Origin of the sequence: Corallococcus interemptor (assembly GCF_003668875.1) — a bacterium.
Taxonomy (GTDB): domain Bacteria; phylum Myxococcota; class Myxococcia; order Myxococcales; family Myxococcaceae; genus Corallococcus; species Corallococcus interemptor.
This window is the reverse complement of record NZ_RAWM01000187.1, coordinates 1-13,991: the sequence shown is the minus strand read 5'-3', so window position 1 is coordinate 13,991 and position 13,991 is coordinate 1. Positions and strand designations below refer to the sequence as shown.

Below are 13,991 nucleotides of genomic sequence, written 5' to 3'. Positions count from 1 at the left end.
CCCAGGTAGGCCGGCAGGACGACTTCTTCGCGCTGGGCGGCCACTCACTGCTGGCCACGCAGGTGGCCTCGCGGATCCGCACGGAGCTGGGCGCGGAGTTGCCGCTGCGCGCCCTGTTCGAAGCGCCCACCCTCGAGGCCCTGTCCCAGCGGGTGGAGAAGTCCGGCCGTGCCGAGACTTCAATCCAGGGATACGTCCCCACGGCTGTCGCACCGCCGCTGTCGTTCGCGCAGCAGCGGTTGTGGTTCATCGAGCAGCTGGAGCCGGGCACGGCGCTCTACAACGTGCCCGTGTCCGTGCGGCTGGAGGGCGCGCTGGACGTGGGCGCCCTGGAGCGCTCCCTGCAAGAGGTCGTGCGCCGGCATGAGTCCCTGCGCACGACATTCATGGAGCACGATGGCCAGGCCATCCAGGTCATCCATCCCTCCCTGTCGCTGGAGTTGGAGCAGGTGGACCTGCGGACCTTCGACGCCGCCCACCGCGCGACCGAAGCTCACCGGCAGGTTGAGCAGGAGATGATGCGTCCCTTCGACCTGGGACGCGGGCCGTTGATCCGCACCCGCTTGTTCGCGCTCTCGGAGCGCGAGCACATCCTCGTCGTCACGATGCACCACATCGTGTCGGACGGCTGGTCGCTGGGCGTGCTCGTGCGTGAAATGGGAGCGCTGTACGCGGCCTTCTCCTCGGGCCGTCCGTCGCCCCTGCCGGAGCTGCCCATGCAGTACGCGCGCTACGCCGCGTGGCAGCGCGGTTGGCTCCAGGGGGACGCGCTGGCGCGGCAGGTCGGTTACTGGAAGCAGAAGCTCTCCGGTGCGCCGCCGGTGCTGGAGCTGCCCACGGATCGCCCGCGTCCTCCCGAGCGGAGCATCACGGGGGCGACGCACGCCTTCACCCTGTCCCCGGCGCTGTCCGAGGGACTCAAGGTCCTGGCCCAGCGCGAGGGCGCTTCGCTGTACATGGTGCTGCTCGCCGGGTGGCAGGTGCTGATGGCGCGCTACTCCGGGCAGACGGACATCAGCGTGGGTTCGCCCATCGCGGGCCGTACACGCTCGGAACTGGAAGGGCTCATCGGCTTCTTCGTCAACACGCTCGTGTTGCGCGCGAACGTGGACGGCCGCCTGTCCTTCCGGGAGCTGCTCGCCCAGGTGCGCGAGACGGTGCTGGACGCGTACGAGCACCAGGAGGTGCCGTTCGAGAAGCTGGTGGAGGTCCTCCAGCCCGAGCGCAGTCTCAGCCACACGCCGCTCTTCCAGACGATGCTGGCCCTGCAGAACGTGCCCATGGGCGAGCTGCGGCTGCCAGACCTGGCCCTCAAGCCGGTGGACGCGGAGAGCCCCGTCGCGAAGTTCGACCTGAGCGTCACGCTCATGGAAGGGCCTCGCGGGCTCGCGGGTATCCTGGACTACAGCACGGAGCTGTTCGACGCGGGCACCATCCAGGGGATGGTCACGCATTGGATCACGCTCCTCGAAGGCGCGGTGAACCGCCCCGACACGCGCGTGTCCCGCCTGCCCCTGCTGACCGCCGCCGAGCGCCGCGAAATGCTGGTGGACTGGAACGCCACGCGGGCGCCGTTCCCCGAGGCCTGCATGCACTCGCTCTTCGAGGCGCAGGTCCACCGCGCGCCAGAGGCAGTGGCCGCGGTCTTCGAGGGGACGCAACTGACGTATGCGCAACTGGATGCGCGCGCCAATCAGCTCGCCCAGGCCCTGCGCCGGCGTGGCGTGGGCCCGGAGGTGCGCGTCGCCCTTGGCGTCGAGCGCTCCCTCGACATCGTCATTGGCCTCCTCGGCATCCTGAAGGCCGGCGGCGCCTGGGTGCCCGTGGATCCGCTCCTGCCCCGGGAGCGCCTGGCCTTCATGCTGGAGGACAGTGACGCGCGGGTGCTCGTCACCCAGCAGCCGCTGGTGGACCGCTTCCCGGAGGCGCTGCATGCCCGCGCGCTCTGCCTGGACACCGAACGGGAGTCGCTGGCGAACGAGCCGACGGACGCGCCCGTGACGGGCGTGACGCCCGCGAACATGGCGTACCTGCTCTACACCTCGGGCAGCACGGGCACGCCCAAGGGCACGGCGGTGGAGCACCGCGGTGTGGCCAACCTGGTCACCCACGAAGCGGTGGCGTACGGCATTGGCCCTGGCAGCCGCGTGCTTCAGTTCGCCAGCCTCAGCTTCGACCTGTCGGTGGAGGAGATCTTCACCACGCTCTGCAACGGCGCCACGCTGGTGCTCGCACCGCTGGAGAAGTTGATGCCGGGCGAGCCGCTGCCCTTGCTGCTGCGTGAGCAGGAATTGAGCGTCGTCAGCCTTACTCCCGCAGCGCTGGCGGCCACGTCCTCGGACGGGCTGCCCCACGTGCGCACCGTCATCTCAGGCGGTGACGCCCTGCCCGCGGACGTCGTCGCGCGGTGGGCTCCGGGACGGCGCCTGCTCAACACGTACGGCCCGACGGAAGCCACCGTCATCGCCACCCTGGAAGAGGTGGTGGCGGATGGAGACGTGCCGTCCATCGGCAAGCCGCTGGCGAACGTGCGCGTCTACGTGCTCGACCCATACGGACAGCCGGTGCCTCGGGGCGTGCGCGGTGAGTTGCACATTGGTGGCGTGGGCGTGGCGCGCGGGTACGCGGGACGCCCGGGCCTCACCGCCGAGCGCTTCATCCCGGACGCGTTCTCCTCCACGCCGGGCGCCCGTCTCTACCGCACGGGCGACGTGGTGCGCTGGCGCGCGGACGGCCAGCTGGACTTCGTGGGCCGCCTGGACTTCCAGGTGAAGGTGCGCGGCTTCCGCATCGAGCTGGGCGAAGTCGAAACCGCGCTCGCGCGGCAGCCGGGCGTGAGCGAAGCCGTGGTGCGGGTGTGGGGCGAGGGCGCCGACAAGCGGCTCGTAGGCTACGTCGTGGCGAAGGACGGCCACACGCTGGACGTGGACACGCTGCGCAGGGGCCTGCGCCAGGGCCTCCCCGAGTACATGATCCCCGCCGCGCTGGTGCTGCTGGACGCCATGCCGCTCAATGCGAACGGCAAGGTGGACCGCAGGGCGCTGCCGGAGCCGGAGGCCGCCCGCGTGGGCGACGCCTGCGAGGCCCCGCGCACCGTGACGGAGGCGAAGCTCGCGGCCATCTGGGCGGACGTGCTGCGCCTGGAGCGTGTGGGGGTGAAGGACAACTTCTTCGCGCTAGGCGGACACTCGCTGCTGGCGACGCAGGTGGTGTCGCGCATCCGCGTGTCGCTGGGCGTAGAGATGCCGTTGCGCCTGCTCTTCGAGGCGCCCACGGTGGAGGCGCTGGGGCTGCGGCTGTCCCAGTTGGGCCGCTCGGGCGTGCCGACGCTGAGCGCCGGGGGGCGCCCGGCGTCGCTGCCGCTGTCCTTCGCGCAGCAGCGGTTGTGGTTCATCGACCAGTTGGAGCCGGGCAGCTCGCTCTACAACGTGCCCACCCTGGTGCGGTTGGAGGGCGACCTGGACGCCGCGGCGCTGGAGCAGTCGCTGCGAGATGTGGTGCAGCGGCACGAAGCCCTGCGCACGACGTTCGAAGAGGAGGCGGGGCAGCCCGTCCAGCGCATCCACGCGTCCGTGGACGTGCCGCTGAACACCGTGGACCTGTCGGCCTCCGGGGCCGCGGCGGAGGAAGCGGCACGGCACCGGGTGCTGGAGGAGATGGCGAAGCCCTTCGACCTGATGCGAGGACCGCTGCTGCGGGCGCTGTTGCTGCGCCTGGACGCGCGCGACCACGTGCTCGTGGTCACGATGCACCACGCGGTGTCCGATGGCTGGTCCGTAGGGGTCCTGCTCCGCGAACTGGGCACGCTGTACAGCGCATTGGCGCGGGGCCAGGCGTGGACGCTGCCGCCGCTGCCGGTGCAGTACGCGGACTATGCGGCGTGGCAGCGAGACTGGCTGCGGGATGAAACCCTGCGGCGCGAGGTGGATTACTGGAAGCAGTCGCTCGGAGGGGCGTCGCCTGTGCTGGAGCTGCCTGCGGACCGTCCGCGTCCCGCGGTGCGCACCAACGCCGGCACGACCCACGGCTTCACGCTGCCGCTGGAGCTGTCCCAGGGGCTGAGCGCCCTGGCCCAGAAAGAGGGCGCGTCGCTGTTCATGGTGCTGCTGGCCGGCTGGCAGGCGTTGCTGTCTCGCTACAGCGGCCAGCAGGACATCAGCGTGGGTTCACCCATCGCGGGCCGTACGCGCACGGAGCTGGAAGGCCTTATCGGCTTCTTCGTCAACACGCTGGTGCTGCGTGCCCGGGTGGATGGCGACCAGTCCTTCCGCGCGCTGCTCACGCAGGTGAAGGAGACGGTGCTGGGAGCGTACGAGCACCAGGAGGTGCCGTTCGAAAAGCTGGTGGAGGCGTTGCAGCCAGAACGCAGCCTCAGTCACACGCCGCTGTTCCAGACGTTGATGTCGCTCCAGAACGTGCCGATGGAGGAGTCCAAGCTCCCCGGGCTGGTGCTCAAGCCCATGGCCTTCGAGGGTCGCACGTCGAAGTTCGACGTGAGCATCTTCTTCACGGAGACGCCGCAGGGCCTGAGCGGAGCGGTGGAGTACAGCACCGACCTGTTCGAGGCCACGACGGTACGCCGGATGGTGGAGCACCTGCGCGTGATGCTGGAAGGCGTGGTGGTGAAGCCGGAGACAGCGGTGGGCCGTCTGCCCATGCTGACCCCTGCGGAGCGCCAGCAGGTGCTGGTGACCTGGAACCAGCTTCAGGCGGACTACGCCCGCGACGCGACCCTTCCGCGGCTCTTTGAAGCGCAGGCGAAGCGGACGCCGGATGCCGTGGCGGTGGTGAGCGGCAAAGAGCGGCTGACGTACCGGGAGGTGGAGGCGAAGGCGAACCAGCTGGCGCACCGGCTGCGCAAGCTGGGAGTGGGCCCTGAGTCGCGAGTGGGCCTGTGCGTGGAGCGCACGGCGGACGTGGTGGTGGGCACGCTGGGCATCCTCAAGGCCGGTGGCGCCTACGTCCCGTTGGATCCGAGCTACCCGAAGGAGCGCCTGGGTTGGTTGCTGGAGGACGCGCAGGGCCCGGCGCTGGTGGCGCACTCGCACCTGCTGGAGTCGCTGCCATCCTTCACGGCGCAGGCGGTGTGCCTGGACCGTGAAGAGGACTGGGCGGATGAATCCTGCTGCCCGGTGACATCGGGAGTGCACCCGGAGAACGTGGCGTACTTCATCTACACGTCGGGCAGCACGGGCCGTCCGAAGGGCGTGGCGGTGACGCACCGGAACGCGGTGGCCTTCCTCGCGTGGGCGACGGAGACGTTCACAGAGGAGGAGACGAAGGCGGTGCTCGCGGCGACGAGCCTGAACTTCGACCTCTCCGTCTTCGAGCTCTTCGCGCCGCTGGTGAGGGGCGGCAGCGTGGTGGTGGTGCGCAACGCCCTGCACCTGGCGGAGGAGAAGCCGGACGCGGACGTCACGCTCATCAACACGGTGCCGTCAGCGATGGCGCAGCTGGTGCGGCTGAATGCCGTGCCGTCTTCGGTGCGAGTCATCAATCTCGCGGGGGAAGCACTGCCGGAGACGCTGGCGAAGCAGGTGTACGGCATCCCCACGGTGCTCAAGCTGTACAACCTGTACGGGCCGTCGGAGGACACGACATACTCGACGTGGTCGCTGGTGGGGCGCGAGGAGGTGCCGAACATCGGCCGGCCGCTCAGCAACACGCGCGCGTATGTGTTGGACAGGTACCTCCAGCCGGTACCGGTCGGCGTTGCGGGGGAACTCTTCCTGGCGGGAGAGGGCCAGGCGCGCGGCTACCTGCTGAAGCCGGAGTTGACGGCGGAGAAGTTCCTGCCGGAAGTCTACGGCCCCGAGGGCAGCCGGATGTACCGCACCGGGGACCGGGTGCGGTACCGGGCGGACGGAGTGCTGGAGTACCTGGGCCGCGTGGACTTCCAGGTGAAGGTGCGCGGCTTCCGCATCGAGTTGGGCGAAGTGGAGTCGGCGCTGCGCCGGCAGGAGTCGGTGAAGGAAGCGGTGGTGGTGGCGAAGGGGGAGGGCGCGGAGAAGCGGCTCGTGGCCTACGTGGCCCCGAAGGCAGGCCAGACGCTGGAGGCAGAGGCGCTGAAGGTCAGCCTCCGCCAGCGGCTGCCGGAGTACATGGTGCCCGGAGTGGTGGTGGTGCTGGAGGCACTGCCGCTCAACTCCAACGGCAAGGTGGACCGCAAGGCGCTGCCGGAGCCGGAAGCGCCGACGGCGGGGAACACGTACGAAGCGCCGCGGACGGAAGTGGAAGCGAAGCTGGCGGCCATCTGGGCGGAAGTGTTGCGGGTGCCGCGAGTCGGCGTGAAGGACGACTTCTTCACGCTGGGCGGTCACTCGCTGCTCGCGACACAGGTGGTGTCCCGGGTGCGCATGGAGACAGGCGCGGAGCTGCCGCTGCGTGCATTGTTCGAAGTGCCCACGGTGGAGGCGCTCGCTCGCCGGCTGGAGAAGGCCGGACGTGCGAAGGCACCGGCCCTCGTGCCCGTGCCGAGGGATGCACCCCTGCCGCTGTCGTTCGCACAGCAGCGGCTGTGGTTCATCGACCAGCTGGAACCAGGGACGGCGCTCTACAACGTGCCCGTGGCGGTGCGCCTGGAGGGCGACCTGGACGTCGGGGCCCTGGAGCGGGCCCTGCGTGAAGTCGTTCGTCGTCACGAGGCCCTGCGCACGATGTTCATCGCAGGAAACCCCGAACCGGTTCAAAAGACCGCGTCCGACAGCGCCTTCACGGTGGTGGTGGACGACCTGACGTCGCGCACCGCCGAGGTCCAGAGGCGCGTGGAGCAGGAAGTCCTGCGGCCCTTCGACCTGGCACGCGGCCCATTGATCCGCTCCCTCCTGCTGAAGCTCGACGCGCGCGAGCACGTACTCGTCGTCACGATGCATCACATCGTGTCGGACGGGTGGTCGCTCGGCGTGTTGATCCGCGAAGTGGGTGCGCTCTACGCGGCGTTCGTGCAGGGGCAGCCCTCGCCGCTGCCGGAGCTGCCGGTGCAGTACGCGGACTATGCGGCGTGGCAGCGCGGCTGGTTGCAGGGCGCGACGCTCCAGCGGGAGGTGGACTACTGGAAGCAGAAGCTCGCCGGTGCGCCTCCGGTGCTGGAGTTGCCGACGGACCGTCCCCGTCCCGCCGTGCGCGGAAACGCGGGAGCGAACCATGGCTTCCTCTGGCCGCAATCGCTGGCCCAGGGACTCAAGAGCCTCGCGCAGCGTGAAGGGGCTTCGCTGTACATGGTGCTGATGGCGGGCTGGCAGGTGCTGCTGTCGCGCTACAGCGGCCAGCAGGACATCAGCGTGGGTTCACCCATCGCGGGCCGCACGCGCGCGGAGGTGGAAGGACTCATTGGCTTCTTCGTCAACACGCTGGTGCTGCGCACGGACCTGTCGGGAGACCCCAGCTTCCGGAGCCTGCTCCGCCAGGTGCGCGAGACGGTCCTGGAGGCGCAGGAGCACCAAGAGGTGCCCTTCGAGAAGCTGGTGGAGGCGCTCCAGCCCGAGCGCAGCCTCAGCCACTCGCCGCTGTTCCAGACGCTGCTGGCGCTCCAGAACGTGCCCGTCGGTGAAGCCCGGCTGCCCGGCATGACGCTCAAGCCCGTGGAGTTCGCGGGCGGAACGTCGAAGTTCGACCTGAGCGTCTTCTTCGTGGAGACCGCGGAGGGCCTGAGCGGAACGCTGGAGTACAGCACCGACCTGTTCGAGGCCGCGACCGTGCGCCGGATGGTGGAGCACCTGCGCGTGCTGCTCGAAGGCGTGGTGGCGAAACCTGAGGAGACGGTGGGCCGGCTGCCCCTCCTCACCCCCGAGGAGCGCCAGCAGGTGCTGGTGACGTGGAACCAGCAGCAGGCGGACTACGACCGGGACGCGACGATTCCTCGCCTCTTCGAGGCACAGGCGAAGCGCACCCCGGATGCCATCGCCGTGGTGGGCGGCAAGCAGCGGCTGACGTACCGGGAGGTGGAGGCGAGGGCGAACCAACTGGCGGACCGGTTGCGCAAGCTGGGCGTGGGCCCGGAGTCGCGAGTGGGCCTGTGCGTGGAGCGCACCGCCGACGTGGTGGTGGGAACGCTGGGTATCCTCAAGGCCGGTGGCGCCTACGTCCCGTTGGATCCGAGCTACCCGAAGGAGCGACTGGGCTGGCTGCTGGAGGACGCGCAAGGCCCGGCACTCGTGGCGCACTCGCACCTCTTGGAGTCACTGCCCGCCTTCACTGCGCAGGCCGTGTGCCTGGACCGTGAGGAGGAGTGGGCGGAGGAGTCCTGCTGTCCGCTGACGTCGGAAGTGCGCCCGGAGAACGTGGCGTACCTCATCTACACGTCAGGAAGCACGGGGCGCCCAAAGGGCGTGGCGGTCACGCACCGGAATGCAGCGGCCTTCCTCGCCTGGGCAACGGAGACGTTCACCGAGGAAGAGACAAAGGCCGTACTGGCGGCGACGAGCCTGAACTTCGACCTCTCCATCTTCGAACTCTTCGCACCGTTGGTGAGGGGCGGCAGCGTGGTGGTGGTGCGCAACGCCCTGCATCTGGCGGAAGAGAAGCCCGAAGCGGACATCACCCTCATCAACACGGTGCCTTCGGCGATGGCGCAACTGGTGCGGCTGAACGCCGTGCCGCCGTCAGTGCGGGTCATCAACCTCGCGGGTGAAGCCCTGCCGGAGACGCTGGCCAAGGCAGTCTACGCGGTGCCGACGGTGAAGAAGCTCTACAACCTCTACGGTCCGTCGGAAGACACGACGTATTCAACGTGGTCGCTGGTGGGCCGGAATGAGGTGCCGAACATCGGCCGGCCGCTCACCAACACGCGGGCGTACGTGCTGGACAAGTACCTCCAGCCGGTGCCGGTGGGCGTGGCCGGAGAGCTGTTCCTCGCGGGAGAGGGCCAGGCGCGCGGCTACCTGCTGAGGCCAGAGCTCACGGCGGAGAAGTTCCTGCCAGAGGTCTACGGACCGGAAGGCAGCCGCATGTACCGCACGGGAGACCGGGTGCGGTACCGCGCGGACGGAGTGCTGGAGTACCTGGGACGTATCGACTTCCAGGTGAAGGTGCGCGGCTTCCGCATCGAGCTGGGCGAAGTCGAAGCAGCCTTGCGCCAGCAAGAGGCGGTGAAGGACGCAGTCGTCGTCGCGAAGGGGGAGGGTGCCGACAGGCGCCTCGTCGCATACGTGGCACCGAAGGCCGGAGCGACGCTGGAAGCAGAGTCCCTGAAGGCCAGCCTGCGCCAGCGGCTGCCCGAGTACATGGTGCCCGGGGCGCTGGTGGTGCTGGAGGCCCTGCCGCTCAACTCCAACGGCAAGGTGGATCGCAAGGCCCTGCCGGAGCCGGAGGCCCAGAAGGCTGGAAGCACCTACGAAGCGCCGCGCACGGAGACCGAAGCGAAGCTGGCGGCCATCTGGGCGGAGGTCCTGCGAGTCCCCCAGGTAGGCGTGAAGGACGACTTCTTCGCGCTGGGTGGGCACTCACTGCTGGCGACGCAGGTGGTGTCTCGAGTACGCGCGGAGACGGGCGCGGAGTTGCCGCTGCGCGCGCTGTTCGAAGCACCCACGGTGGAAACCCTCTCCCGCAAGCTGGAGAAGGCCGGACGCGCGAACGCGCCGGCCCTCGTGCCCGTGTCACGCGACGCACCGCTGCCGCTTTCGTTCGCGCAGCAGCGCCTCTGGTTCATCGATCAGCTGGAGCCGGGCACGGCGCTCTACAACGTGCCCGTGGCGGTCCGCCTGGAAGGAGACCTGGACGAGGCGGTCCTGGAACGGGCGCTGCGTGAAGTCGTTCGTCGTCACGAGGCCCTGCGCACGATGTTCATCGCAGGAAACCCCGAACCGGTTCAAAAGACCGCGTCCGACAGCGCCTTCACGGTGGTGGTGGACGACCTGACGTCGCGCACCGCCGAGGTCCAGAGGCGCGTGGAGCAGGAAGTCCTGCGGCCCTTCGACCTGGCACGCGGCCCATTGATCCGCTCCCTCCTGCTGAAGCTCGACGCGCGCGAGCACGTGCTCGTCGTCACGATGCATCACATCGTGTCGGACGGGTGGTCGCTCGGCGTGTTGATCCGCGAAGTGGGTGCGCTCTACGCGGCGTTCGTGCAGGGGCAGCCCTCGCCGCTGCCGGAGCTGCCGGTGCAGTACGCGGACTATGCGGCGTGGCAGCGCGGCTGGTTGCAGGGCGCGACGCTCCAGCGGGAGGTGGACTACTGGAAGCAGAAGCTCGCCGGTGCGCCTCCGGTGCTGGAGTTGCCGACGGACCGTCCCCGTCCCGCCGTGCGCGGAAACGCGGGAGCGAACCATGGCTTCCTCTGGCCGCAATCGCTGGCCCAGGGACTCAAGAGCCTCGCGCAGCGTGAAGGGGCTTCGCTGTACATGGTGCTGATGGCGGGCTGGCAGGTGCTGCTGTCGCGCTACTCGGGGCAGACGGACATCAGCGTGGGTTCGCCCATCGCGGGCCGCACGCGCGCGGAGGTGGAAGGACTCATTGGCTTCTTCGTCAACACGCTGGTGCTGCGCACGGACCTGTCGGGAGACCCCAGCTTCCGGAGCCTGCTCCGCCAGGTGCGCGAGACGGTCCTGGAGGCGCAGGAGCACCAAGAGGTGCCCTTCGAGAAGCTGGTGGAGGCGCTCCAGCCCGAGCGCAGCCGCAGCCACACGCCGCTGTTCCAGACGCTGCTGGCGCTCCAGAACGTGCCCGCCGGTGAAGCCCGGCTGCCCGGCATGACGCTCAAGCCCGTGGAGTTCGCGGGCGGAACGTCGAAGTTCGACCTGAGCGTCTTCTTCATGGAGACCGCGGAGGGCCTGAGCGGAACGCTGGAGTACAGCACCGACCTGTTCGAGGCCGCGACCGTGCGCCGGATGGTGGAGCACCTGCGCGTGCTGCTGGAGGGCGCGCTGGAACAGCCCGAAGCCCTGGTGACACGGCTCCCCCTGCTGGACGCGGCCGAACGCCGGCACGTCGTGGAGGCTCGGAACCAGACGGCCACGCGGTACCCCCGCGAGGTGCCGGTGCACGCGCACTTCGAGGCCCAGGCACGCAAGACGCCGGACGCGGTGGCGCTCAAGCTCGGGGCAGGGGAGGGGACCCTGACGTACGGCGAACTGGACGCGAAGGCGAACCAGCTGGCGCACCACCTGCGGAGCCTGGGCGTGAAGCGCGGCACGCGGGTGGGCGTGTACGTGGAGCGCTCGTTCGAGATGGTCGTCGGCCTGCTGGCCACGCTGAAGGCAGGCGGCGCGTACGTGCCGGTGGACCGCAACTATCCGGCGGAGCGCATCGCGCTGATGCTGGAGGACGCGGGCGTCGAAGTGACGCTGACGCAGCAGTCGCTGGTGGAGAGGCTGCCGAAGAGCGCGGGCCAACCGCTGTCGCTGGACACGGCCTGGAGCGATGTCGCCCGTCAGCCGCAAGCGGCGCCGCAAGTGGACATCAGCGCGGAAGACCTGGCGTACGTGATGTTCACGTCAGGAAGCACGGGCCGTCCGAAGGGCGTGAGCGTGCCGCACCGGGGCATCACCCGGCTGGTGCTGGGCAACGGCTTCCTGCGCTTCGGACCGCAGGAGGTCTGGCTGCAACTGGCGCCCGTGGCCTTCGATGCTTCCACCCTGGAACTCTGGGGCGCGCTGCTGCACGGGGCGAAGCTGGTGCTGGCACCGCCGCACGCGCTGACGCTGGAAGAGCTGGGCACGCTGCTGAAGCAGGAGCGCATCAGCGCGCTCTGGCTGACGGCGGCGCTGTACGAGCAGATGGCCCTGCATCAGGTGGAGGCCCTGTCGGGCGTGGCGCAGGTGCTGGCGGGCGGAGACGTACTGCCCGCGCAGCGAGTGCGCGAACACCTGAAGCGCCTGCCAGAAGGCGCGGTGCTGGTGAACGGCTACGGCCCGACGGAGAACACGACGTTCTCCGCGACGCACACGCTCACCCGAGACACGTCGCTCACCTCCTCGGTGCCTATTGGCAAGCCGATCGGGAACTCAACGGCGTACGTGCTGGATACGCACGGCGACGTGGCCGGCGTGGGCGTGCCCGGGGAGCTGTACGTGGGCGGTGAAGGCCTCGCATGGGGCTACCTCAACCGGGCGGACCTCACGGCCGAGCGCTTCGTGCCCAACGCCTTCAGCACGGAGCCCGGCGCGCGGCTCTATCGCACGGGCGACAAGGCACGCTGGAAGGAAGACGGGACGCTGGAGTTCCTGGGCCGCACCGACTTCCAGGTGAAGGTGCGAGGCTTCCGCATCGAACTGGGCGAAGTCGAGGCCGCGCTGCTGAAGCAGGAGGGCATCGCGGAGGCCACGGTGGTGGTGCGCGATGTCGGCGGAGACAAGCGCCTCGTCGCGTACCTCGTGGCGAAGCCAGGCCAGAACATCGACCCGAAGGCAGTGGAAGCGCAGCTGCGCAAGCACCTGCCGGAGTACATGGTGCCGTCCGCCATGGGCGTGCTGGGCGCGCTGCCGCTCACGGCCAACGGCAAGGTGGATCGCAAGGCCCTGCCGGACCTGGACGCCTCCACGGCCCAGGCCGAGGACTTCGTCGCGCCCCGTGACGCGCTGGAGTCCCAGCTCGTGAAGGTGTGGGAAGAGGTCCTGGGCGTGAAGCCCATCGGCGTGCGCACCAGCTTCTTCGCGCTGGGAGGCCACTCGCTCCTCGCGGTCCGCCTGATGGCCGCGCTGCGCGAACAGCTGGGCCGCGATGTCCCCCTGGCCGCGCTCTTCCAGCACCCCACCGTGGAGGAACTGGCGAAGCTGCTGCGCGCGGAGACGGAGACGTGGTCGCCGCTCGTCCCGCTGGAGAAGGGCGACGCGGGCCGCCGGCCCCTGTTCCTCGTCCATCCGGGTGGCGGCAACGTGCTCGCGTACCCGGAGCTGGCGCGGCTCCTCGGCCCCCACCAGCCCGTCTTCGGCATCCAGGCACGCGGCCTCCAGGCCGGCCATGCCGTGGTGGAGACCGTGGAGGAGATGGCCACCCTGTACGCGGCCGCCATCCGCGCGGAGCAGCCGGAAGGGCCGTACCTCCTCGCGGGCTGGTCGCTCGGCGGCGTCATCGCCTTCGAGATGGCCCGTCAGCTGCGCGCGCAGGGCCAGGCCGTGGGGCTGCTGGCGCTGGTGGACGCCTACGTCCCCGGCATCGGAGCCCCCTCCGGTGACGCCCCCACGAAGGACCCCGACGCCAGCACGCGCGTCGCCTTCGCCCAGACCGTGGCCCAGGCCTTCGCCCTGACCCTGCCCGTGTCCGACGAGGCCCTGGAGCGCATGGACGACGAAGCCATGCTGGGGACGCTCCTCGCCGTGGGTGTCCAGGCCGGCCTCCTGGAGGAGGCGACGGGCCGCGAGCAATTGCGCGCCCTGTTCCGCGTCTACCAGGCCAACCTGCGCGCCATGGACCGCTACGTCCCCAGCCCCTACGACGGACCGGCGCTGCTGCTGGCCGCCGAAGCGAACCCCACCTCCGAGGTGCCCCGCCACCGCGGCTGGGAGCCCTTCGTCCGGGGGGGACTGGACGTGAGGGACGTCCCTGGGGGACACCATCAACTCATGCAGGAGCCGTACGTGCGGCACGTGGCCACGCTGTTGCGCCAGGCCCTGGAGGACAAGTCATGACCGTTGAAACATCCGAGACATCCAGCGGCGGCTCTCCGTGGCCCAGCCGCATCATCCTGACCATCTGGTTCGTGTGCTTCTCCGTGGGCTCGCTGGTCCACATCCTCATCGTGGCGAAGTACGGCCTCTTCGCGAATGATCCGGCGGATCCGCTGCCCATGCCGTTCGTCGTCGTGAACGAGCTCTTCACGGTGCTCAACCCGCTCACCATCGCGCTGCTCATCTTCAAGCGGCGCGCGGGCATCCTCTCCGCGCTGGGCGTGGTGGCGCTCGTCTACGTCCTCAACCTGGCCCTGATGGTGTGGTTCTGGACCGCGAAGCAGCACCTGCACGTCGCCTGGCTGTACCTCAACGGGTCCATGGGCGTGTTCATGGCCCTGACCGCGAAGCGCCTGTGGCGGGACGCCCCCGAGGCGAAGGCCCTCCCAC

At 69.6% G+C, this 13,991-nt stretch carries 2 protein-coding genes; both read left to right on the top strand.

What is annotated here, in order from left to right:
* The coding region (locus D7X96_RS36610) for a non-ribosomal peptide synthase/polyketide synthase (RefSeq protein WP_147468491.1) at window positions 1-13,562 on the top strand (13,562 nt) is incomplete at its 5' end.
* Window positions 13,559-13,991: hypothetical protein (locus D7X96_RS36605; RefSeq protein WP_147468490.1), on the top strand; the 433-nt coding region annotated here is incomplete at its 3' end. The genes D7X96_RS36610 and D7X96_RS36605, both read left to right, overlap by 4 nt.